Origin of the sequence: Microbacterium oryzae (assembly GCF_030406385.1) — a bacterium.
Taxonomy (GTDB): Bacteria; Actinomycetota; Actinomycetes; order Actinomycetales; family Microbacteriaceae; genus Microbacterium; species Microbacterium oryzae_A.
In genome coordinates this window covers 21,504-45,076 of the sequence record NZ_JAUEPM010000002.1, presented here as the reverse complement: position 1 = coordinate 45,076, position 23,573 = coordinate 21,504, and the positions used below count along the sequence as shown (strand labels likewise).

General features: G+C 71.5%; 16 protein-coding genes. 2 read left to right on the top strand and 14 right to left on the bottom strand.

What is annotated here, in order from left to right; translation table 11 throughout:
- Positions 1-18: 18 nt before the first annotated feature.
- From QWJ90_RS04125 to ypfJ, 13 genes are all read right to left on the bottom strand, one after another.
- On the bottom strand, positions 19-1,392 hold the full coding sequence (locus tag QWJ90_RS04125) for a glycosyltransferase (RefSeq protein ID WP_290106403.1): 1,374 nt from the start codon (positions 1,390-1,392) through the stop codon (positions 19-21).
- 11 nt (positions 1,393-1,403) lie between these two features.
- On the bottom strand, positions 1,404-2,450 hold the full coding sequence (locus tag QWJ90_RS04120; protein ID WP_290106402.1) for a glycosyltransferase family 2 protein: 1,047 nt from the start codon (positions 2,448-2,450) through the stop codon (positions 1,404-1,406).
- Positions 2,443-3,945 carry a lipopolysaccharide biosynthesis protein gene (locus QWJ90_RS04115; protein ID WP_290106401.1) on the bottom strand — a complete coding sequence of 501 codons (1,503 nt, stop codon included), beginning with the start codon at positions 3,943-3,945 and terminating at the stop codon, positions 2,443-2,445. The genes QWJ90_RS04120 and QWJ90_RS04115 overlap by 8 nt, the downstream gene beginning before the upstream one ends.
- Positions 3,938-6,160: a glycosyltransferase gene (locus tag QWJ90_RS04110; protein ID WP_290106399.1), complete on the bottom strand. Its 2,223-nt coding sequence runs from the start codon at positions 6,158-6,160 to the stop codon at positions 3,938-3,940. Before QWJ90_RS04110 ends, QWJ90_RS04115 begins: the two co-directional genes overlap by 8 nt.
- 11 nt (positions 6,161-6,171) lie before the next feature.
- Positions 6,172-7,302, bottom strand: coding sequence for a DegT/DnrJ/EryC1/StrS family aminotransferase (locus QWJ90_RS04105; RefSeq protein ID WP_290106398.1), 1,131 nt, complete (start codon positions 7,300-7,302; stop codon positions 6,172-6,174).
- On the bottom strand, positions 7,299-7,790 hold the full coding sequence (locus tag QWJ90_RS04100; protein ID WP_290106397.1) for an acyltransferase: 492 nt from the start codon (positions 7,788-7,790) through the stop codon (positions 7,299-7,301). Before QWJ90_RS04100 ends, QWJ90_RS04105 begins: the two co-directional genes overlap by 4 nt.
- Positions 7,787-8,923 carry an acyltransferase family protein gene (locus tag QWJ90_RS04095; protein ID WP_290106396.1) on the bottom strand — a complete coding sequence of 379 codons (1,137 nt, stop codon included), beginning with the start codon at positions 8,921-8,923 and terminating at the stop codon, positions 7,787-7,789. Before QWJ90_RS04095 ends, QWJ90_RS04100 begins: the two co-directional genes overlap by 4 nt.
- Positions 8,920-9,966, bottom strand: a complete 1,047-nt coding sequence (locus QWJ90_RS04090) for an FAD-binding oxidoreductase (protein WP_290106395.1) — start codon at positions 9,964-9,966, stop codon at positions 8,920-8,922. Before QWJ90_RS04090 ends, QWJ90_RS04095 begins: the two co-directional genes overlap by 4 nt.
- The gene (locus QWJ90_RS04085) at positions 9,963-13,478 is read right to left on the bottom strand and encodes a DUF4082 domain-containing protein (protein WP_290106394.1); all 3,516 of its coding nucleotides are present in this window, start codon (positions 13,476-13,478) and stop codon (positions 9,963-9,965) included. Before QWJ90_RS04085 ends, QWJ90_RS04090 begins: the two co-directional genes overlap by 4 nt.
- Before the next feature lie 488 nt (positions 13,479-13,966).
- The gene (locus QWJ90_RS04080; protein ID WP_290106393.1) at positions 13,967-16,525 is read right to left on the bottom strand and encodes a CHAT domain-containing protein; all 2,559 of its coding nucleotides are present in this window, start codon (positions 16,523-16,525) and stop codon (positions 13,967-13,969) included.
- Positions 16,526-16,604: 79 nt separating this feature from the next.
- Positions 16,605-17,069 carry a hypothetical protein gene (locus tag QWJ90_RS04075; RefSeq protein WP_290106392.1) on the bottom strand — a complete coding sequence of 155 codons (465 nt, stop codon included), beginning with the start codon at positions 17,067-17,069 and terminating at the stop codon, positions 16,605-16,607.
- Positions 17,066-17,743, bottom strand: a complete 678-nt coding sequence (locus tag QWJ90_RS04070; protein ID WP_290106391.1) for an RNA polymerase sigma factor — start codon at positions 17,741-17,743, stop codon at positions 17,066-17,068. The genes QWJ90_RS04075 and QWJ90_RS04070 overlap by 4 nt, the downstream gene beginning before the upstream one ends.
- Positions 17,744-17,830: 87 nt before the next feature.
- Positions 17,831-18,715 (bottom strand): KPN_02809 family neutral zinc metallopeptidase, encoded by an 885-nt coding sequence (gene ypfJ / locus QWJ90_RS04065; protein WP_290106390.1) that lies wholly within the window; start codon positions 18,713-18,715, stop codon positions 17,831-17,833.
- Positions 18,716-18,776: 61 nt separating this feature from the next.
- Here ypfJ and trhO point away from each other — a divergent pair, with 61 nt between their 5' ends.
- Positions 18,777-19,676, top strand: a complete 900-nt coding sequence (gene trhO / locus QWJ90_RS04060) for an oxygen-dependent tRNA uridine(34) hydroxylase TrhO (protein WP_436836688.1) — start codon at positions 18,777-18,779, stop codon at positions 19,674-19,676.
- 2 nt (positions 19,677-19,678) lie between these two features.
- Here trhO and QWJ90_RS04055 read toward each other — a convergent pair whose 3' ends face one another.
- The gene (locus tag QWJ90_RS04055) at positions 19,679-20,782 is read right to left on the bottom strand and encodes a Gfo/Idh/MocA family protein (protein ID WP_290106388.1); all 1,104 of its coding nucleotides are present in this window, start codon (positions 20,780-20,782) and stop codon (positions 19,679-19,681) included.
- Between the two features lie 103 nt (positions 20,783-20,885).
- On the opposite strand from QWJ90_RS04055, the gene QWJ90_RS04050 reads away from it, so the two are divergent.
- Positions 20,886-23,555, top strand: coding sequence for a phosphoenolpyruvate carboxylase (locus QWJ90_RS04050; RefSeq protein WP_290106387.1), 2,670 nt, complete (start codon positions 20,886-20,888; stop codon positions 23,553-23,555).
- Positions 23,556-23,573 lie beyond the last annotated feature (18 nt).

Below are 23,573 nucleotides of genomic sequence, written 5' to 3'. Positions count from 1 at the left end.
GCTTCCTCCTGATCGAGGTCAGGAGCGAGCGGCCACTGAGATGATGGTCTCCGCGTGAGCGGAGACCATCATCTCGCGCCCGAGCCAGCTGCGCGCGTCGGCGGCCAGGTCGCCACGACGACCCCGCCACCGGTCTACGTCGTCGTGCACGCGGCGCAGCGCGTCGACGAGCTCCGAGCGATTCTCCTGACCGCCGGTCCGCCGCCGGGCGCGCCTGATGCGCGGCATGCTCATGACCTCCGGATCGCCCGCCGGATTGCCCACGAGGTACCCGCGCGAGCCCTGCTCGCCGACGAGCTCCGCGGCGCCTCCCGTGTCGGAGACGACGACCGGGATGCCCGCCATCACGGCCTCGCTCGAAGCCACCGCCCATCCTTCGAAGAACGAGTCGAGGACGAAGGCGTCGGACGCCGCCAGGAGGCGATGCGGGTCGCTCGGCCCCATGAGGTGCACCCGATGACCGGCCGCGTGCCCACGGCACAGCGCCCGTGCGAGTCGGTATTCGAGCCAGTCCGTCACCGGGCCGGCCACGATGAGGTGCAGATCCGGGCGCTCCGCGGCGGCCTCCAGGAAGGCGGAGACGAGTCCCGGCACGTTCTTCTGGATGTCGTAGCGCGCAAGGCAGGTGAACAGTGTCACCTGGTCCAGCGGCGCCCGCAGCAGATCCGACAGCTGCGCCCGCGCGGCCGCGGCGGTGCCGGCAGCCGCGGGATGCGGTTCCACGCCGTTGGGGATGACGACGATCGGCGAGCCGGGCTGCTGCGGCACGCCCCTCAGGTGGAAGGCGCGGACGATCTCGCTCACCGCGACGCTCACCGGCGCCGCATCGGTCAGCCGGCCGGCGCGCCGCCATTGCTCGGGGGTGAGATTGATGTCCGTGGTGTGCAGAACCGGCATGATCGGCACCCCCGCGGCCTGGCAGGCCTCGATGAGGTGCTCAGGGGCATTGTGCAGCTGCGCGACAGCACCAGCGGGCAGCTGCGCCACGCAGGCGGCGGCTGTCGCGGCGTCCCCCGCCTCGCGGACCGCGATCCCCTCGTTCTGCAGGGCCTCCGCCGTCGCGCCGCCTGCCGAGCACAGCACGGAGGTGCGCACCCCGTGCCCCGGCAGGTCGCGGGCGAGCATCCCGATGACGGTCTCGACGCCACCGGTGCCGAGACCGCCGGTCACCAGGACGACCTCCGCCTGCGGGTCCGGCAGCTCGCGCGAGCCCACGTCGACACGCGCGGCGCCGCCGGTGTCCGCGGCGCCGAGCACGGGGAGGGGACGGGACATGAGACGGCGTCGCAGCTCGCGCCAGGGCCCGAAGCGGACGCTCGGCGGACCTGCGTCCACGAGGGCCGTCAGCGCCGACAGGAGGCCGACCTCCGCTCCGGCAGCAGCTCGTCTCATCGGTCGTCCTCTCATGTGCGGAATCTTCTCATCCGTGCGATGCGGTGGTTCCAGCGCAGCTGGCGCGCGATTCGCGTCGGGGAATGCCGCGGCGTCGCCACAGCGAGCCCGGCGTCCATCCGCCGGCTCAGCTCCCGCCACCGCGCACTGCGCACGATGGCGGGGTCGAGTTCGAGCGCCAGGGCTCGGAACTCCGCAATCGGCTGCGACCGGGCGGCCCCGCCGTCGAAGAGATCGAGGGCCTTGATGACCACCTCTCGGGAGAGCGTGCGGCGTGCCGCCTGCTCGATGGCGCACCGGTTCGACAGCACCCGCCCACGCTGCTCGAGGAACAGCTCCCACGCTCGCACGCGCGCACGGAGGTCGCGCAGCTCTCCGCTGTGGATGGTCCGCTGCATCGAGTTCTCGTGGACGCGGTACAGCCCCTGCACGGCGCCGTCCAGGCGGGCGACCCGGCCGGTCGTGGCGAGCCGCAGCCAGAGGTTGTAATCGCTCGCCTCCGACACCTCGGCGAGGTGTCCGCCGACCTCTCGGAGCGCGCTGACGCGGATCATCACCTCCGGCTGGTAGATGACGTTGGCCCCGCCGCGACTGCGACGCGCGACCCACCGCTCCCCGCTCCACAGGCGCGCCGGCCGGTCGGCGGGCGTGGGGACAGCGGGAGCCTCCCCGCTGAAGACCCGGCACCGACCGTAGACGAAGGCGACATCGGGATGCGCGGCGAGGACGTCCGCCGACCGGCGCAGAGAGCCCGGGGTGAGGAGGTCGTCGGGATCGAGCTTGACGACATACGGCGCGGTGGCGCTCTCGAGTGCGTCGTTGAAAGTCGCGATATGTCCGCGATTCGTCGTGTGCTGGATGACGCGCACCCGGGGGTCGGCGTCCTGCCACCGCAGCGCCATCTCGTACGAGCGGTCGGTGGACCGGTCGTCGATGATCGTCACGTCCAGGTCCACGCCCTCCTGCGACAGCACCGATCTCATCGCCTCGTCGAGGTACTGCTCGTAGTTGTAGAGCGGCATGACGACGGAAACGCGGTGGAGCGGGGTGTCAGGCATCTGCGCGAACCTCCTTGGCGCGAGGACGGAGCCGGCGGACGGCGCCGCCGAGCAGTCGAGACAGTTCCGACCAGGCCTCGGGTGAGGTCAGCCGGATGAGCGGCAGGTAGACCACCAGCATGGCTGACCCCATCGCGATGAGCGCGAGCAGGGCCGGCCATTCCGCAGTGAGCGCGCCCACCCCGACGCCGACGGCCGCCGCGCACGCGGACGGCAGCGCCGTCCGCGCGAACGGCTCGGCGATCCGCCACCAGGGGGAGGACAGCTGCCTGCCCAGCATGACCCACCTCACAGCGGTGGCGAGCACCGCCGCCGCCGCGTATCCCACCGCATATGCGACCAGCCCCTGGGAGACCACGAGCGCGGTCACGCCGACGACGATCAGGTCGATCGCGACGAAGTACACGAACCACGTCCCCGGCTTGCCGAGGGCGATGAAGAGGGAGTAGTCCACTCCGGCCAGCGACGCGAAGACGGCCGCGACGGCGAGCAGCTGAGCGGGCACGACGCTGTCCCCCCACTGCTCGCCGAAGACGATCGGGATGATCTGCGGCGCTCCGACCGCGACCAGCACCATCGGGGGGATGGCCACCGCGTACGAGATCGAGAGCGAGCGGAGGAACGCCCCCCGCAGCCGGACCCGGTCGTTCCGGATCCGCGCGAACAGGACGGTGGAGACCATCCCGAGTGCGTTCGTCGTGAGCTCCTGAGCGAGGGTGATGAGTCGCTGGGCGATGTTGAGGTATCCCAGAGTGGCCGTCCCGAGCGCCCCGACGATGATCGCGTTGACGGCCCAGATCGCGGCGGCGCCGAGCACCTGCGTGCCGACCACCTTGACGCCGAAGCGGGTCATCTCGACGAACTCCGCGACGGAGAAGGCGAACCGCGGTCGGAAGCGCGAGGAGAACCACGCGAGGACGAGGACGATGAACTGGAACGTGAGGGTCTGCCAGACCAGCGCCCACGCTCCGAATCCGGTCAGGGCCAGGGTCACGGCGACGATCTGGCTGGCGATCGACGCGACCACGGTCTGCAGCGCGATGACGCGGAAGCGCATCTCTCGACGCAGCATCGTCACAGGCACCGACCCGAGGACGACGAACAGCGCGACGGGAGCCAGGGCGGCGCTGATCGGCACGACCTCGGGCGTGTCCAGCACTGCGCCGACGACCGGCGCGGCCGCGAGGAGGAGCCCCGAGAGCACGACCCCCGCGGTGGCGGAGTACCAGAAGAACGTGCTGTACGTGCGACGGGTCGGGCGCTCGGCCTGGAGGATGTAGGTCGACAGCCCCATGTCGGCGATGAGCTGGAGGATAGGCGGCAGTGCCATGGCGATGGCCACCACGCCGAAGTCCTCCGGCGAGAGCAGCCTCGCGAGGATGACGACCGTCGCCATCCCTCCCAATCGCGAGACCCACGTCTGCGCGGTGGTCCAGGCGATCCCGGCGGCCGCGACCTTGGCGAGTGCGGGCTGAGCCGCGGCCTTCTCAGACATCCGAGGCCTCAGCACGGGCCGCGCGGACCCAGAGCCGCGTGTCCTCATGACCGAGGGCGCGCGCGAAGCCGCGGTGCAGGTCCTCGTCGCCGCGGATCCAACCGGCCGAGCCGCGCAGCTCGACCTCGACCGCGGCTTCCTCGCCGCCGATCACGGCGAACACCGCGGCCTGCGAGAGGTGCTCCACGTCGACGAAGGACGCACCCATCGGCGAGGCGACGATGACGGATCGCCCCCACGCTGCGGCGTATCGGATGGCCTCCGCACCCGTGCGGAGGCCGATCGTCCCCGACGCGATGCTCGCGCCCACCGGTGTGGCGCGGCCGATCCGGACGACGCCGACGGGGTCAGCGCATCGCAGCGCATACGGCTCGAAGCGATCCCCCGTCTCCTGGTCGACGAGAACCAGCACGGCGGTGTCGATTCCGATGCCGCCGAGCAGCTGGAAGAGGGAGGTGCGGTCGGGAGGGAGCTGAGGCCGGCTGCGGCGATCGAGCTCACGCTGAACCCGGCGGACTCCGCGCCGAGCGATGCTCGCGGCCCGGTTCAGCAGCGCGGCACGCTGCCCGCGGCCCGGAGACGGGCGCCGCTCGCGGATCTCGGCCGGGTCGGCGATGTCGCCCATCCGCGCCACGCCCTCCGCCATCGCGCTGCGCCCCGACGCCCTCAGGTCGAGGGCGAGGCCGTCGACCCAGGACGACCAGTCCGTGCCGTCGTCTCCGTGCACGCTGCGGTGTCGGCTGCGATCGGCGAGCGCGAGCTCGTCGGTCGCGCCGCCGAGCCCTGCCACGACCGAACGCATCCGGTCCAGCTCCGGGTGGCGAATGCCGCTGTAGCGCGCAGCGCGCTCCCCGGCGGTGCGGAGGTCGCCCTCGCACAGCGAGGCGCGGATCAGCCACGCCCACTCCACGGGATCCGGATGCGAGGCTCCATGGGCCGCGACGCCAGTGTCCGTCGCGTGCTCGAGGAGGCCCCGAGCCCACGCGGGTCGCCCTGAACGCAGCCAGCTGCGGGCGAGTCCGAGAGCGGCCTCGGGCTCATAGTGCAGGTTGAGCACCTCGGCGAAGCCCTCCGCTGCCTGCATCGGGCGATCTGCGGACAGCTGCTCGCGCGCTTCGGCGAGGAGGGACCGGTCGAGGCCCGGAGGCAGGGCGAGGCTGACCGTGCGCGCCGGAGCCGCATGCTCCGACAGCTCCATCGGGGCGAACGGGTCCGGCTGCACGATGCGCTGCCCGGGAGCGGCCTTCCTGTTCAGCTCGAACCACTGCCGGATCTGGTCTCGATGCTCGATGGAGTGCCGGGAATGCGCCAGCTCCTGGCCGGCGGCGGCGATGCGCTCGAGCACCTCGGGATGGTCGAGCAGGTGCTCGACCTTGTCCACCACATCGCTCTCGTCTGCGAAGACGCAGTTCTCCATGTCGACGAAGCCCGCGGACTCCGCGATCGCCGTGCGCTCGGCGAGCAGCACCGCGCCGGCGGCGGGGATCTCCACGTACTTGCGGACGAACTCCTCGGCGATCGTTCCGCACGTGGGGACGATGAGCGCCGACGAAAGCGAGCGCGCGTAGTCGCTGCCGACCGGCATCGCCGCCGCAGCCTGCCGGTCGAACCAGCCGCCGTGGGCGATGGAGCGCGAGGGGAAGCGCTCCGCGAGGAGCCGGTGGACGCGCACCCGCCAGGGATAGTTGGCCTCTCGGCTGCCGCTCAGCAGGATGGTCTCGCTCTTGCCATCCGGATAGGAGCGGAACACGGATCGGTCGGCGAAGTTCGGCCAGAGGTAGGTGCGATCGGCGATGTCCGGCGTGTAGCCCACCGCGGACATGGCGTAGGCGAAGTACGTGTCCACACCCCAGTCGTCCATGTCCGCGAGGAACACCGACCGCGACAGGCAGTATCCGTCGGAGTGCAGGAATCCGAGCTTCGGCACCTCCGGATGGGTGTGCGTGTTCGTGATGGCGCGACCAGCCCGAGCGTAGACGCCGGACTCGAAGAGCACGAGGTCGGGCTCCGTCCGGTCCACGATCTCGTCGTAGTCGGCGCTCTCGGTCACGACCGTGACGTCGAAGAACTGCGCGAGGCAGCGCTCCTGGTCCCGGAAGTGGCCGCGCACGAAGGTCGGCAGCTCGGGCTCGCCGAGCACGCGGAAGAAGGTGAGTCGAGGCTTCGGCCCAGGCCAGCTCGGCTCCGTCCTCTCGGCGAGGTCGACAGGCATCATGCGAGTTCTCCTCACCGGACGGCCTCGTGCAGGGCCTCTGCCACACGCTCCTGCTGCGGTGCCGTGATGTGCGGGTACAGCGGCAGCGAGAGGATCCGCTTCGCTGCCGCCTCGGCGACGGGGAACTGACCCCGTCGGTACCCGAGGGGTGCGTACGCCGGGGTGAGGTGGAGGGGGTGCGGGTAGTGGATGACGTTGTCGACGCCCGCGGCGTCCATCTCGGCGGACACGCGGTCACGGTCATCCACCTGGACGACATAGAGGTGCCAGACGTCGTCGTTGCCCGGCAGCGATGTCGGCGCCTGGACCCCGCTCATGCCCGAGAGAAGGCGCCCGTAGCGGCCGGCGGCCTCGGTCCGGGCGGCCGTCCAGGCGTCGAGGCGAAGGAGCTTGGCGCGAAGGAGCACGGCCTGGACGGCGTCCAGTCGCGAGTTCATTCCGGGTACGTCGTGGACGTAGCGGCTCGCCCCTCCGTGGGCCGCGAAGCTGCGCACGTACGCAGCCAGCTCGGGATCGTCGGTCAGCACCGCGCCGGCGTCCCCGGCGGCGCCGAGGTTCTTGCTCGGGTAGAAGCTCGTCGCCGCCGCGCGGCCGAGCGCGCCTGCGCGCCCGGCCTGCGAGCTCGCTCCCTGCGCCTGCGCGGCGTCCTCCACGATCGCGAGGTCGTGACGGCGGGCGACGACGCGCAGGGCCGCGACGTCCGCCACCTGGCCGTAGAGATGCACGGGCACGATGGCGCGGGTGCGAGCGGTGATCGCGGCCTCGACCGCGTCGACGTCGAGCAGGAGGTGCTCATCGCAGTCGACGAACACCGGCACCGCGCCGATCCGCGTCGCGGCTTCGGCGGTCGCCACGAACGTGTTCACCGGAATGATGACCTCGTCGCCGGGGCCGACGCCGACCGCGCGGTAGGCGAGTTCAAGCGCGTCGGTGCCGTTGGCCACGCCGACGCAGTGCTCGACGCCGATGTAGCGCGCGTACTCGGCCTCGAAGGAGGACACCTCCGAGCCGCCGACGAACTGCGCCGTCTCGAAGAGCTCTCGCCACCGCGGCAGCACCTCGTCCGATACCTCGGCCTGCTGCGCCGCCAGATTCAGGAAGGGCACCCGCGTGCTCACCGCAGTCATCTCGTCAGTGCTCATTCCATGTCTCCCTCAGTCGTCTTCTCGGAGCGAGGCCCGCGTCGTGCGATCTCGTCCCTCCCGATCACCACGGCGCCGGCCGCCACGTCCTTCGTGATGATCGCGCCCGCGCCGATCACCGCCCCGTCGCCGATGCGGACCCCGGGGAGGATCGTGGCGTTGGAGCCCACCGCGACCCGGTTGCCGATGACCGGCGCCTCGCATGTCCACTCGGCCGCACCCGCGACGGGATAGCGAGAATTGGCGGTCATCACACCGTGCCCGATGAACACGTCGTCTCCGATCACCATCCCCTCGCAGATGAGCGAGTGCGACTGGATGCGGACATTGTCGCCGCATCGCACGTCGTTCTGCACCTCGACGAACGGGCCGATGAAGCAGCGGTCGCCGAAGACGGCGTCGTACACGTTCACGAGGTCCGCCACGACGCAGCCGTCGCCGAAGGAGCAGTCGCGTACTCCGATCTCCAGCCTGCGCGGTTCACTCATCGTCTCGCCTCTCCATCCGATCGTTCTGCGGCAAGCGTCCCGGACCGCAGTACCGCGCTGCCCGTCCGCGACGAGGAGATTTCGCGCAGCTTGATCCATCCGGTCATGACCCACCGCTGCGCGGGCTTCTCCACCCATATGTGCAGCAGGACAGCCGCCGCCGTCGCCAGCACGAGGGCGACCACCGCGCGGACGCCTGCGGGGACCGGCAGGTATGCGACGACCAGCTGCATCGCCAGCACGTGCACGAGGTAGAAGGCGAAGGAGATGCGTCCGAGGAACTGCGCCCAGCGCGCGGGCGCTCGGCCGCGTCCACCAGAGGCGCGTGCGACATCCCTCCGAGCCGCCTCGCAGATGATCACGGCGAAGGCCAGCGCGAGCGCCGCGTTCCCGACGAACTCCGGAACCGCGGTGACCGAGCAGGCGATCCACGCGGCGGCGACGGGGAGGATCGCGGTCCCGCGCGGCAGCACGGGCGCCTGTCCGGCGCGCACGATCAGAGCGATGACGATGCCGAGCACGAACTCCGGCACGCGCGCGAGCGGGTCGAAGTAGAGCAGACGCGCGGCCTCCGGCGACCCTGCGGCGGTCAGGACGGTGCCGAGGACGACCGGGATGGCCAGCAGCACCATGGCGCACACGGCGCGGAGCCGAGGCCGCATGCGCAGGAGCGCCGGCACGAGCAGGGGGAAGAGCGCGTAGAAGGCCATCTCCGCGCTGAGCGACCAGGAGACCATGTTGATCCCGAGGATGGTCTCGGGATCGAAGAGCCACGCCTGCACGAGCAGGGTCTGCGACGCCACCATGCCGGGCGTCACCGTCGCGGGAAGAAGCGAGGCGCTCAGGATGAGCGCGACCCCCATCACCACCAGGTGACTGGGGAAGACGCGAGCGACACGTCGCACCATGAAGCCGCCCCATGATCCCTCAGGTCGGTACGACCAGGTGAGCACGAACCCGGAGAGGACGAAGAAGAACGCCACTCCGGCGTAGCCGACGTCGGCGAGGGGAACCGGCACGACGATCCTGCTGAGGTGATACGCGAACACGAGAGCCGCGGCGCCTGCGCGCAGGGCGGTTAGGGTCGGCAGGCCACGGGGAGCGGCTCCGGCTCCGGCTCCGGGGCGGCTCATCGCAGCTCCCGAAGGATCGCGTCGGAGGCCTCGAACACCGCGTCGATCTTCCCGCAGAGAACGGAGAGGAGGCGCCCGTGACGTCGGACCTCTGTGACGCGCGAGTCGCCCATGTCGGTGGACAGCTTCGTCTTCGCGGTCACCCAGAGCTCCTCGGTGTCGTACTCGATGCGGAGGTGCCGCGCGACATCGTCCGCGATGGCGCGCTCCCGCCCCTCATCCTGGGCGAGCTGGAAGCGGTTCGGGTAGTCGGCGGCGAGGTCCATCGCGTCGTCGTAGCGCCGCATGGGCGTGTGCCGCACGGACGACAGCGTGTGCATGCCGCCGTAGGCGGGGTACACCGACACGTACTCGCCGTCCATCAGCGTCACCGCCGCATCGTTCGCGAGCGAGGTGCGCGCGAGGACGAGGACCGCGAGCTCCCACTTCACGCCGAAGTGGAGCGCCGGGGGAAGCCCGAGGTTCGGATTCGTGTAACTCGCGTTGATGATGTAGTCGAAGGGGCCGAACTCCGTCGTGCCGCTGCGGAGCAGCCCGTTCTCGGCATCCACCTCGTCGATCGGAGTGCCCACTCTGACCGACCCGCGCAGGCAGCTGCCGAGGTTCTGCCGGATGCTGCGCACGTCGATCGACTTCTCCGGCACGCGCACCAGCAGCCCGATCTCGTCGGGGTTGCGGAAGAGATCGGAGGACACCGGCTGCGTCTCGTAGGGCAGGTGGAAGGAGTCCATCACGGCCAGGTACTGATCGACGGAGACAAGGCCCTCGTTGTGCACCGCGTAGAGGTTGTCCGAGACGTCGGTCAGGAACTCCCCGTACTCGCTCACGAAGCGGTCGAAGCCCATGATCGACTGGTAGATGGTGTAGCCGGAGCGGGGGTAGTGGAACCCCATGTGCAGCCGGCACTGGTTGTTCGTCCCCGCGCCGACCAGCGGCGCGCTCTCCTTCTCGAACATCTCCACCTGGATGTCCGGGTGGCGTCGCTCGAGCTGCCGCGCGATATGGAATCCGAAGAAGCCCGCCCCGATGATGCCGACCCTCACGGGGTCACCCCCTGCGCGTCGAAGGCGATCTCGGCGTCCACGAAGTAGGCCGAAGCGTCCCATGAGTCCGTCGGGAAGCCGCCGCCGGCGCCGTAGCGGTAGCGTCCGTTGCCGGTCGTGGGCGCGGTGATGGAGCCGCTGGTGCGTGCCGAGGCGAAGTACCCGCCCTCCATCGCGAATCCGCCTTCGGGAGCCAGGTAGGAGACGATATAGGTCTCGCCGGGCACGAGGGGAACCGGAGATGCCAGCGCGGCGCGCTGCCAGCCGCTCGCCGTCTCCTCCTCGAAGGTCACCTGACCGAGCACCTGGCCCGTGGCGGACCACAGCGTGCCGCGGTGCGTGCCGGTGTTGTCCGCGCCCTTGTAGAAGCGGATAGCGGTCGCCTCGCCGGTCTGGGTCACCTGGAACGCGGTGCCCAGCTCGACGGCCGAGCGCTCGTCCGACTTGGAGGCGATCGCGGGCGCGGCCGTGCCGAAGAGCGTCTGCACACCCTCCTCGGGAGGCGTGGTGCTCGCCACGGTCACTTCGGCGGACAGCAGCGTCGCGACGGGCGATCCGCTGTTCGAGGCGCCTACGATGATGCCCAGTCGCGGCCGCTCCACCACGTGCGTGGCCGAACCCACCGCGGTCCAGGTGGCGCCCGCATCGCTCGAGAAGGACGAGGTGATGACGCCGCCTTCCCTCTCCAGGCGCAGAATCACGTTCGCGGCCGTGGTGAGAGTCTGTCCGGGCACGCTCGCCGAGCCGGCCTTCTCGTCGACCATCACGACTCCCGATCCGCCGCGATCGGAGTTGAAGTTGCGGGTCACGGCGACGTAGTCGTCATCGTCTCCGTAGACGGCCAGGCTCGCCTGCTGGTAGTTCTCGCTCGGCGCGAACTGCAGCGAGAGCTGGATGGAGGACCATCCCGACGGGAGGTCGCGGAACAGGCTGTTGCGCGAGTCGTTGAAGCCCTCCCAGACGTCACCGGCACCCGCGGGGACGCCGAGGCCTGACGCGGAGTAGGCGAGAGAGGGCGTCGACGAGGACTCGGTGTCCCGGGTGGCGCCCGTCGCGGTGCGCGCCCGGAAGTCCCAGCCGGCATCCAGCAGCTCGGCACGCGTCGCGTAGTCGAAGGCGTACGCGGCGTCCTCCTCGGGCACCGGCGTCGGCGTCGGGGTCGGCGTGGGAGTCGGGGTCGGCGTGGGAGTCGGGGTCGGCGTGGGAGTCGGGGTGGGGGTCGGCTCCGGCCCTGTGGTGATCGCGACCGAGCGGATCGTCGCGGCTGCGACGTCAGCGCCGGCGGCGTCGTCTCCGCCGACGACCACGCCCAGACGAGCGTCCTCGAACGACTGCGTCGCCTTGCCCAGGGAGACCCAGGTGGATCCGCCATCCGTCGAGAACGAACCCGAGTAGTCGTTCCCCGCCCGCTCGAGCCGCAACCGCAGTTCGCCGGCGGCCGTCGGAGCGGACCTGCGGTTCTCCGCCGACCCGGCGTCCTCGGTCACGAGGACCACGGTGCTGCCGCCCGTGTAGGTGTTGTGATTGCGCATGAGCTGCACGTAGTGGTCGTCGTCCTCGTACACGACGACGGATGCCTGCTGGTAGTCGGCCGTGGGCGCGAAGCTCAGCGCCACCTCCGCGCTCGTCCAGCCCTCCGGAAGATCGCGGAACAAGCTGTTGCGCGTGTTGTTCAGCCCCTCCCACAGATCGCCGGCGACGGCCGGGACCGAGAGTCCCGCGCGGGAGTAGGAGAGCTCCGCAGCTGCCTCGGTGTCGCGCACCTGGCCGTTCGCGGACCGTCCTCGGAAGTCCCAGCCGTCGGCCGCGAGCTCGGCACGGGAGGCGTAGTCGAACACGTCGGTGTGCACCGCCCCGTCGCGCACGCGCAGCGTCACGAGCAGGTTCCGAGCGAACCCGCCGGACTGCGGCGAGACCGCGATCGAGCCGGTGTGCACCCCGGGCTCGAGACCCGCCGGATCCGCGATGACGCCGAGGGATCCGTTCCCCGAGCCGGAGGTCGCCGCGAGGGACAGCCATCCGGCCGCCGCGGGCTCGACGCTCGCGCGCCAGGCCAGCGTCCCCGCGCCTGCATTGGCGACGGCCACGTCCTGCCGCTCCGGATCGCCGTCCGCGGCGATCAGGTAGCTCAGCTGCTCGGCGTCCACGTCCAGCACGGGCTGCGGCTGGGACGAGAGCCCGATCTCGGCGGATTCCGCCGCGGTGCCGACCGGCGCCGTGAAGAAGAGCTTCCGCTCGCTGCCCTCGCCACGCACGTCGAACGCGACCGATGCCCCGCCGATCTCGACCTCGACCGGATGCTGCGCGGTTCCCAGCGCCACCTCGAAGGTGACCTCGTCGTCAGCGGTCACCGTCCGCTCGAAGTCCCGCAGCGGAGAGGTCGGCAGCGGCAGCCGCCGGAAGTCGAACGTCATCGAGGACGACGACACGGAGACGTCGGAGATGACCGTGCGGTCGCGCTGCAGGATGTACGTGATCACCTCGCCGATCGGCGCGGCCCAGACGTCCTTCGCGGCCGCGTACTGGATGGCGTCGTCGTCGTCCATGATGTAGTGGAGGACGAGGTTCGCCCACTTTCCCGACGCCGCCGCGTCGTCGACGATGGTCTTCAGGTCCGCAGGCGGGAACGGCTCGTGCTCATGCGAGTTGAAGCTCTTCAGATCCATGAAGTTCGACGGGGTCGGATCCTCCAGCGCGTTGTGGTTGTACCCCCGCGCGGAGAGGAAGTACTCGCCGGCGACGACCTGCGCGAGCTCGTCGGTGTAGCCGCACGGCCACACGAGCGTGGTGAGCTCGTCGAGCGATCCGGCCGCGATCTCGAGGCCGTCGAGGTTCCCCTCGATCTCGTCCCGCCATCCGTTCGCGTCGAAGCCCTCGCAGGAGTGGCTGACGAGGTGCGAGCCGATCTCCATGCCGGCGTCATGCAGGCCCGGGTAGTACGCCGGCGGCGTCACGCCGCTGGCGACGAAGGTGCCCGTGTCGCCGGCGGAGATCAGCGCGTCGAATCCCGTGTCGTGGCCGTCGTCGACTGAGGTGCTGAAGGCTCCGGCATGCCCGTCCTTCCAGGTGGCAACGCGAACCGGGGAGACCTCGCGGATCACGGCGGCGACGGCGATCTCGTCGCCCGCGACCGACGAGTCGGCACCGACGAAGGAGATCGTGGCGTCGTGGACGCCGGCGGCCAGGTCGTCGCAGTCCGCGGTCGCGGTGATGCGCGCCGGCGTCGTGCCGCTCGTCGCACTCAGCTGCAGCCAGTCCGCGTCTGCTGACGCTGTCCACTGTCGGCCGGAGTCGTCCCATGCCGCGATCGGGATCTCCTGCTCGACCTCGCACGAGTCTCCGGCTTCGCCGGAGAACACGAGCTGCGTGGGGCCGGCCTCGATGCTCGCGCCCTGCGGCCGCGCAGGCCACGAGCTCGCGCTCGCGACACTCGGCGCACCGAGTCCGATCGTGACGAGCGCCACGATGCCCATGGCGAGGATCGGACGCGCCGCTGCGCTTCGCGCGGTCATCGGGCATCCCTCGATCCGCGCTCGGTGCGGCCGCCCGCGCAGGACAGAGCAGGCAGGGCCGAGGCCCGGGCGCTGACATAGGAATACATCGCATCTCCCCGAAACGAATCGCTGCCCCCTGGCAGCTGCGGGCCGCGTCACCCGGATGTGAGGCGTTCCCGAAGAGAAGGAGGGGGCGAGGGCGCGACTGATACATCGCCTCGCGATGTCGCGGAGACCGGCTGTCGAACGTCGTCGAGGGCTATCGAGCGACGCGCCCGGGAACTCGTCCGGATCGGCGTGTATCAGGAGGGTCGGGGGGTGCTCTTCCTCATCGACGGGGACCACGCCGCAGCATGCCTGCGGCCACAGACTCCGGTGCCGATGCCGACCCCCGCGGCGCCCGCACCGGAAACCTCGGCCCTCGGGGCCGAGCAGGGTGGGGAGGGCTTACGGCCTTCACACCGCCCCGGTGGCGCGCCGGAAGCGCCACCGGGGCCCTTCTCTTCTCAGAACCCGGAGCCGTAGCAGAGGAACGGGGAGTCGTGGCCCGTCTCTGCGGCCGCCGCAGCGAGCGCTTCTGCCGGGTCGAGCCGGGCCGCGAGTCCCTCGTGCATGACGCTCAGCAACTCGCACGCGACGTCGTCCGCCACGGTCACGGGGGCGGCGATCACGCAGCGGCTCCCGGCATGCAGCCACGCCCTCGCCATCCCGATCGCCTCTTCGCCCCACCGCACCGACGACCTGCCGAGCTCGCACGCGGACAGCACCACGAGGTCCGGTGCCTCGGCGATCGCGTCGATGTCGTAACCGAACAGCGTGCCGTCGGCCAGCTCGAACCCGGACAGCAACGGCGAGTCGGCGGAGTGGCGGCCGTGCGCGACGACGTGCAGCACATCGACCTCCTCGGCGAGCGCCGTGGCGTGCTCTACCCGGGCGGCGCCATCCGCCAGGACGTGGACGGCATCGCCTCCGGAGCCGCGCGCGCGGCGCTCCGCCTCGATCCACCAGGGTCGCGCACCCGACTGCGCTTCCTCCACGCCGCGCGCGACGCGCGGACCGACGACGAACCCGGCGCGCTGGAGTGCGAACGGCACGCGGCTGCCGTGCGCCCAGCGTGAGGCGGACCGGACATTCGTGATGACCCGCCCGCGAAGGGCGGGCAGCATCCCCCACGGGGTGCCCTGCAGTTCGCCCGGAACGGTGATGAGGACACGACGAGCATGGCTCGCGATCCGCATCGGCTCCTCGACAAGCGCCTGGGACAGCCGAGCCAGTCGTCGCTCCAGCGCCTCGCGGATGAGACGTCCCGCGCGACCCCCGTGGGTCGCTGCCGCCGCGTTGAGCTCGGTGTGCAGACCGTCACGCAGATCGCGCACGGCTCGCCAGGAGAGATCCACGAGTGCGGGAGGCGCCGTCCTCGGCACCACCAGGCACGTCAACCGGCCGCGCGCATACACATAGCTGAGCAGCACGGTGTCGTCGTCCAGGAGGTCGCGAAACTCCTCCAGACCCAGCGAGGGCGGCCCGTCGGTAGACGAGGTCCCGACCCACTGCCGCTCGCTCACGCGTCGGCGCAGCGCGACGACGCGCGAGTCGTCCGCCCAGTCCGCCGTTCCGATCTCCGCGCGCAGCGCCCGGAGCTGCGCGAGGTCGGCGGCGTGCCTCGGGTCCTGCGGCGGGCGGACCGGCGACACCTGCTGCGTGAAGTGCCGCGCGTACTCCGACCATTCGAACACGACCTCTGGCCGCCCCGACCGGATGCCCGCCGCGATCCCCTCGGCGAAGACACCGGAGCCGTGAATGGCCACGGAGGACAGGATGTCGAGCGAGCCGAAGGAGCGCTGCCACGCCGACACCTCTCGGATCCCCTCGGCCGCATGCCGCCGGGCGTCGGCGTCTCGCCCGAGCGCCGCCGACCGTGCGGCTCGCGCTTCATGCGCGAGCACGCGAACCGACAGCGGATCGTCGGGGTCCAGACGCGGGGCACGGCGGGGCGGATGGCCGCTGCGTGCCAGAGCGGCGTCGCGCACGTATCCGAGGGCGCGGGCCTCGACGCGGAAGCCGAAACGAGACAGCTTCCGGCTCGTCCGCGCGCAGGCCGCCTCCAGCTCCGGCGGCACGGGTTTGGTGGATGTGCGATCCCCCGTGGGGGCGAGCAGCGCGCGCAGCCGTACGCCGTCGGCGCGCACGGCCCACGACTCGCTGCCCAGGGCGCGGAAGCGCTGGCCGGCGCGGGCCGCGACCTGCGCGGCTCGCGCGGGGTCGTGCCCCAGCAGCGTCTGTGCGAGCTGCAGCTCGGCCTCGCCGCGCGTCTGCGGACGACGCAGGCGCCCGAATGCGTGCGCGGCCTGCTCGAGCAGCTCCTCGGACTCGTGCAGCTGGCCCGCCTCGCGCAGCGCCTCCGCGCGGTCGAGATCGGAGATCGCGGCCGCCATCGGCGATTCCCGCCCGAGCTCGTCGCGCGCGGCGTTCATCTCGGTGAGCGCGAGCACCAGGTCTCCCGCGAGCAGAGCGGTGTACCCGAGGTTGTGCCGGGCCTGGGCCTCTCCGGCGGCATCGCCCAGCTCGGCGAACAGCTCGGCCGCCGCCGCGAACTCGTCGGCGCACTCCCGCAGGCGGCGTCGCTGCAGCAGCGCCACACCGTGGTTGAGCAGCACGTTGGCGCGGGCGGCGGGGTCTTCGACGAGCGCCACGGCCGTCCGGAACAGCGCGAGGGAGGCGTCCACCCCGCCCCGGTGCAGCACGAGCGTGCCGAGCTGGCCGGAGAGGATGCCCCGGATGGCGGGCGGCAGCTCGGGCAGCCCCAGTGCGGTGCGGCACAGCAGCTCCGCGCCCGATGCGTCGCCGAGCTCCCCCATCGCGTAGGCCAGCGGAGCGCTGATCCGAGCGCGGAGCGCGTCGTCGCCCGCGCTCAGGAGGGCACGCGCCAGGATCCGCCGCGCGTTGCGCAGCCGACCCCGGCCGTTCTCGGCGATGCCGCGGCGCAGGAGCTCCTCCGCGGAGACCTCCTCGAGGCCGGAGAGCGCCCAGGAGTCGCTCGCGTCGGCGCGGCCGTGGTCTGACATCCGCCCTCCCGCCGGTCGATCCGGTCACAACCGTATCCGGGAATCCTGCCCTACCCGAAGACGGCGGGGAAGTGCGGCGTCAGATGTCGAACCAGGGCGTCGTGAACTCGCGCATCGCCTCGTCCTGCTGCACGACCATCCGCACGCGGGAGCGGCCGCGACGGACGTGGTCGAACGCGAAGCGGCCGTCGCCGACCGTCTGCGCGCTCCATTCCTCGTCCTCCTGCGCCAGGCGCGCCGCGAGGACCGCCGGCCGCGACCATCCGTCGACGCGGACGACGCCGGCTTGCGACGCTGCGAGGTGCAGCAGCACCTCGGTGCCGTCGCCCTCGAACTGCACCGTGCGGTTGCCGTCCTCGCCGCGGACGGCGACCTCGACGCCCTCCACGAGGGTCAGCAGCTGGAACTCGCGGCTCAGGTCGTCGACGGCGATGGCCGCGATCATGCGCTCGGCGAGTCCGGCGGGCACCGGGTCGACGTCCTCCCACGCGCTCCGCAGCGCGGTGAAGAGCTCGCGGTTGTCTCCGCCGTCGGTCCCCGTCATCGGGTCCCCCCATCTCGCAGGTCTGAATCCAGTTTCGCACGCAGCTTGGCAAGGCAACGCTGGCGCGTGGGGCCGATGCTTCCCATCGGCATATGAAGGTCGGCGGCGATCTGAGCGTAGTCGGGTCGGTCGTCGAAGGCCACGATGCGCAGCAGACGCTGACACCGCTCGTTGAGCGTCTGCACGGCAGTCCAGAGGCGATGCGACGTGTCGCGCTCGGCGACGTCTTCCTCGGCGGCGCGCTGGGTCGGCAGCCTTCCCTCGAGCTCGTCATCGGGGAGGCTGTCAGCTCGCCGATCGATCCGCGACACCCGCCACGCCTCGCGGCGCGCGGTCGTGCTGAGCCAGCCGTACACCGCGGCCGCGTGCGTGATCGACCCGTTCTTGCGCACGAGCGTGAGCCACGTCGACTGGATGACGTCCTCGGCCGCGGCCTTCGGCAGCCCGTAGGCGCGGACGTGGTGCCACAGCACGGGGGTCATGACCCGCACCAGCTCGTCGATCGCACGCGGATCGCCGTCGCGCCAGCTCTCGAACGACCGCGCCGCGCGCTCCCAGCGCGCAGCGGCGTTCCCGGTGCCGTGGTCGGCATCGCTCTGCGCGTCTTCGGGCGACGAGGAGAGCGTCCCCGGGGAGTCATCTCCCGAGGGGACCGACAGAGACAGGTCATCCATGTCGCACTCATTGTGCCCATATACGGAAGGAGTCACGCAACTCCAGCCTGATACGTGACGAGGTCGTGATGCAGGCGACGTCCAGATTCAGAGGTCGCTGCCGCCGACCGCGAAGGTGTCGCACGCGTTCACTCCGCCCTCGTAGCCGGTCTCGAACCACCGCGTGCGCTGCTCGCTCGAGCCGTGGCTCCAGCTGTCGGGATCGACGGCGCCGCCGGACTGCCGCTGGATGTGGTCGTCGCCGACCGCCGCCGCGGCATCGACGGCGTCGCGCATCTGCGCGGCGGTGGGCGCCTTGAGGTATGCGACGCCGTTGTCGTCCTCCTGCTCCGCCATGTGCCCGATCCACACGCCGGCGTAGCAGTCGGCCTGCAGCTCGGTGCGGACGCTGTCGCTGTCCGCCCCCGTGCCGCCGCCCTGATGCGCGGCCAGCGTGCCGGTCAGGCCCTGCACGTGGTGCCCGTACTCGTGGGCGAGCACGTACAGCTGCGCGAGATCGCCCGCTTCCGCGTCGTAGCGCTCGCGCAGGAGCGAGAAGAAGGTCGGGTCGATGTAAACGGTGCGGTCGGGTGGGCAGTAGAACGGCCCTGTCGCGTTCGACGCGGTGCCGCATGAGGTGGAGGTCTCGCCATCGACGATGATGAGGTCCGGCTGCTGATAGCCCTCCACCGTCTCGCCCCAGAACTCATCCAGCGCGAGCGACCCGGCGGCGAGCCGGCAGTCGTCGTTCTCGTTCGCGTCCCGGCCGGTCTCGCAGTCGGCGATCGCGGTCTCGCCGCCTCCCCCGCCCTGTGCCGCCTGCTGCTGCCCGAGGCCTCCGAGCAGCGCGCTGAAGTCGCCGCCCGTCAGCAGGTTGAGGAGGAGGAAGCCGAGGCCCAGCACGCCGACCGTGCCGCCGCCCGCGATCGCGGTCGTGCGGCCGCGGCGACGCGCGCGGTTGCGGCTCACATCGGCGTTGTCGTTGAACGTCATGGCCCACACCGTACTGCCGCGCAACCGGCGTCTTCTCGGCCTTGACGCCTACCCTGGATCCGTGCCCGCGAAGATCCTCCTGTACTACCTCTTCACCCCCATCGCGGACCCGGACGCCATCCGCCTGTGGCAACGCGACCTCTGTGAACTGCTGGGCCTGCGCGGGCGGATCCTCCTCTCGAAGGACGGGATCAACGGCACCGTCGGCGGCGACATGGACGCGCTCAAGCGCTACATCCGCAAGACGAAGGACTACGCGCCCTTCACGGGCATCGACTTCAAGTGGTCGTCCGGCAGCGGACTCGATGCGGATGGCCGGAGCCTGGACTTCCCGAGACTGACGGTGAAGGTGCGCGAGGAGATCGTCTCCTTCGGAGCCCCCGAGGAGCTCCGCGTGGACGAGAACGGCGTGGTCGGCGGCGGTACGCACCTCAGCCCGGGTGCGCTGCACAGGCTCGTCGCCGAGCGCGGCGACGACGTCGTCTTCTTCGACGGCCGCAACGCGTTCGAGGCGGTGATCGGCCGTTTCCGCGATGCGGTGGTGCCCGATGTGGCCACCACGCGCGACTTCATCGCCGAGCTCGATTCCGGCCGCTACGACGATCTGAAGGGGCGGCCGGTGGTGACGTACTGCACCGGCGGCATCCGCTGCGAGGTGCTGTCGAGTCTCATGACCGCGCGCGGCTTCGGCGAGGTGTACCAGCTGGATGGCGGCATCGCCCGCTACGGCGAGACCTTCGGCAACACCGGACTGTGGGAGGGCGCGCTCTACGTCTTCGACGGACGCGAGTCGATGACCTTCGGCGACGGCGCGGCCGTCATCTCCCGCTGCTCGCGCTGCGAGGCTCCGTCGGCCCGGATGGTCGACTGCGTGGACGACGCGTGCCAGGTGCGCGTGGTGCTGTGCGAGGGCTGCGGCGACGCAGCGCCCTGCCCGCGGCACGAGACCGCCGCCGTCTGACTTCAGGCCGCCCAGGCCTGCCGCGTGGTGCGCACCCGCTCGCCGCTCTCGGCGGCCCTCGCCACGGCCATCCCGAGGTAGTGGTCCTGCGCGGCCTCCGCGAGGCCGTACCAGCCGTCGCCACCCCGCACGTACTCCGCCATGCGCGCCAGGCAATGGGCCACCGCGATCTCGTCATCGATGAGCGGCGCCGGCGCGAACGGATTGCGGTACAGCCATTCCCCGCCCCCGGTGAGACCGCGCAGGAAGTGCCCCTCGAGGTTCGTGAACTGCCCCGCCTCGACGCGGCGGATGCGGTACTCCATCGGGGTGCGCGCGTCCTGCAGGTAGCGCACGTCCAGCCCGTCGATCTCGCCGCGCTCCCCGCGGACGAGGAGGCGAGTGCCGCGGATCCACGACCGGTTCTGCTGCGGGGCCCAGTCGTAGACGCCGAGCCGGCCGCCGAAGTCGACATGCGCGAGGGTGAGCTCGGCGGTCAGCAGCTCCTCGCGCTCGGGGTCTCCGCCGCGGCCGGGGCCGCCGACGAGCGGCGCGTCGAAGCGCGACGCCGCGATCACGGCGTCCTCGAATCCGACGCCGAGCATCCGCCGCATCACGCTCGCAGCGTGATAGCCGTGGCTGATCGAGACGCGGCATTCGCGCACCTCGCCCAGCACTCCCGACCGGGCGATCCCGAGCTGAGCGGCGATGAGCGGCTGCAGGTGGTACTGCTCGGCGACCTGGACGGGCGCCTCCCCGCCGACGGTGCGGAAGAGCGCGGTGAGATCGTCGAGGGAGTCCGCTGGCGGGGTCTCGGTGAGCACGGGGAGGTCCCGGCGCACGGCGTCCGCGATGAGCTCGGGCGCCGCAGCGCGGGGCACGGAGAGGACGAGGAAGTCCGGGCGGCGATGCGCGAGCAGCGCGTCGAGCGTGGCGAATGCGGGCGCCCCCCACTCCGCGCTCATCCGCTCGGCCGCCGCCGCATCGCGCACGACGAGTCCCGCGATCCGGAAGCGCTCGGGAAGCGCGGCCGCCACCCGCAGGATGAACCGCGCGCGCCATCCGGCCCCCACGACGGCGAGCGAGACCGGCTGCGCGCGGTCGGCGCTCGTGCGGTCGCTGTGCATGCGCCCTCCTGTTCCGCGGCCCACCCTAGCGGGGACGGCGAGCGCATGACGGCGTGCGACGACGCGCGACGGAGCATCCCTCGGCGCCCGTTACCGTTGTCGTATGCACGATCCCACCCCCACGGAAGTTCTCGACGCCGTCGGGCGACTGGAAGCGGAGCAGGAGATGCCCGAGCGGATGCGCGCGGATGTCCGCCTGCTCGGCTCCCTGCTCGGCCAGGTGCTCCGCGAGAGCGGTTCCGCAGACCTGTACGAGGACGTCGAGCGGCTCCGCGTGGCCACGATCCACGCCTACACCGACCCGAGCCCGGAGGCGTTCGACCGGGCCGCCCGCGTCGCGGACTCCTTCTCGGTGCAGCGGGCGGATGAGGTCGCGCGCGCGTTCACCTGCTACTTCCACCTCGTGAATCTCGCCGAGGAGCACCACCGCGTGCGCGTGCTGCGCGAGCGCGACGGCCAGCCCGAGCGCGACCCGCGCGGCACCATCGCCGGCGCGTACGCCGATCTCGCCGCCGAGGTGGGCGAGGATGCAGCGCGCGAGCGCCTGCAGGCTCTCCGCTTCCACCCCGTCTTCACCGCGCACCCCACCGAGGCCCGACGTCGCGCGGTCTCCACGGCCATCCGTCGTCTGTCGACGCTCGTCGACGAGCTCGGTGCCGCGCCGGAGAACAGCGCAGCGCAGCAGCGCACCACGCGGCACATGCTCGAGGAGATCGACACCCTGTGGCGCACCGCGCCCATCCGCGCCGAGAAGCCGTCGCCGACCGACGAGGTGCGGACGGTCATGGCCGTCTTCGACGACACCCTCTTCACGACCGTGCCGGAGATCTACCGCCGCGCCGACGAGGCCATCCGCGGCGGGATCGACGGCGACGAGCCGCCGCTCGTGCGCCCCTTCGTGCGCGTCGGCACCTGGGTCGGCGGCGACCGCGACGGCAACCCGTTCGTCACCGCGAAGGTGAGCCGGCAGGCGGCGGCGATCGCGAGCGAGCACGTGCTCCTCGGACTCGAGCGCGCGGCACAGCGCGTGGGGCGCGGGCTCACCCTGGACGCGTCCACCACTCCCCCGAGCGACGAGCTGCTCGCGCTCTGGGAGCGGCTGCGCAGTGCGGATGAGGACGCGGCCGCCGAGATCGCGAAGCGCTCGCCGAACGAGCCGCATCGCCGCGTCGTGCTGCTGCTCTCGCGCAAGATCGCCGCGACGCGCACCCGCGACGCCGACCTCGCGTACCGCGACCCCGAGCACCTGCTGTCGGACCTCCGCATCGTGCAGGAGTCGCTCGCTCGCGGCGGCGCGGCCCGTCAGGCCTACGGTCAGCTGCAGCAGCTCATCTGGCAGGTGGAGACGTACGGCTTCCACCTCGCCGAGCTCGAGGTGCGCCAGCACTCGGCCGTGCATGCGAAGGTGCTCGCCGAGCTCGACGCGGGCGACGCCCGCAGCGAGCAGGCCGAGGAGGTGCTGGAGGTCTTCCGCGCGATCTCCTTCATCCAGGAGCGCTTCGGCCCGCGTGCCGCGGGCCGGTACATCGTGTCGTTCACGCAGTCCGCGGAGGACCTCGCGAACGTGCACCGTCTCGCCCGGTACGCGGTCGGCGAGGGCGGCACCCCGCCCGTGCTCGACGTCATCCCGCTCTTCGAGACGTTCGCCGACCTGCAGGCGGCGCCGGGCATCCTCGCGGAGATCGTCGACCATCCCGAGTTCTCGGCGCGGCTCGAGGCCACCGGCCGCCGTCTCGAGGTCATGCTCGGCTACTCCGACTCGTCCAAGGACGTCGGACCGGTCGCGGCGAACCTCGCGCTGTACGAGGCGCAGGCCCTGATCGCCGCGTGGGCGCAGGAGAGCCGCATCGAGCTGACCCTCTTCCACGGCCGCGGCGGCGCCCTCGGCCGCGGCGGTGGCCCGGCGAACAGCGCCATCCTCGCCCAGCCTCCGCACTCGGTCGACGGCCGCTTCAAGCTCACCGAGCAGGGTGAGGTCATCTTCGCCCGCTACGGCGATCCCGACATCGCGATGCGCCACGTCGATCAGGTGGCCGCGGCCATCCTCACCGCCTCGGCGCCCTCGAACGAGGAGCGGAACCGCACGGCGGCCGAGCGCTACGCCGACATCGCCGAGGTCATGGAGACCACGTCGAGGGCGCGGTTCTTCGACCTCGTGAAGGCCCCGGGCTTCGCGCCGTGGTTCGCCACGGTGACGCCGATGGAGGAGGTCGGGCTGCTCGCGCTCGGCTCCCGTCCCGCCCGGCGCGGGCTGTCGGTCGAGTCGCTCGAGGACCTCCGGGCCATCCCGTGGGTCTTCGCGTGGACGCAGGCGCGCATCAACCTCGCCGGATGGTTCGGGCTGGGCACCGCGTTGGAATCCGTCGGCGACGAGGCGCGGCTGAAGGAGGCCTACGCGCAGTGGCCGCTCTTCCGGACCATGATCGACAACGTGGCGATGAGCCTCGCGAAGGCCGATGACCGGATCGCGCGGCAGTACCTCGCCCTCGGCGACCGCGAGGACCTCGCGCAGCTCGTCATGGACGAGATGACGCTCACCCGCGCCTGGGTCATCCGGATCGCGGGCGGCGACGGCCTGCTGGCCAACAAGCCGGTGCTGCAGCGCGCGGTGAAGCTCCGCAGCCCGTACGTCGACGCGCTCTCGCTCCTGCAGCTGCGGGCGCTCCGTGCGCTGCGCGACGCCCCGGCCGACCTGCCCGCCGACCCCGAGCAGCAGCGCCTGCTGCTCCTGTCGGTCTCCGGTGTCGCGGCCGGCCTCCAGAACACCGGGTGAGTTCGTGCTCCCCCTTCC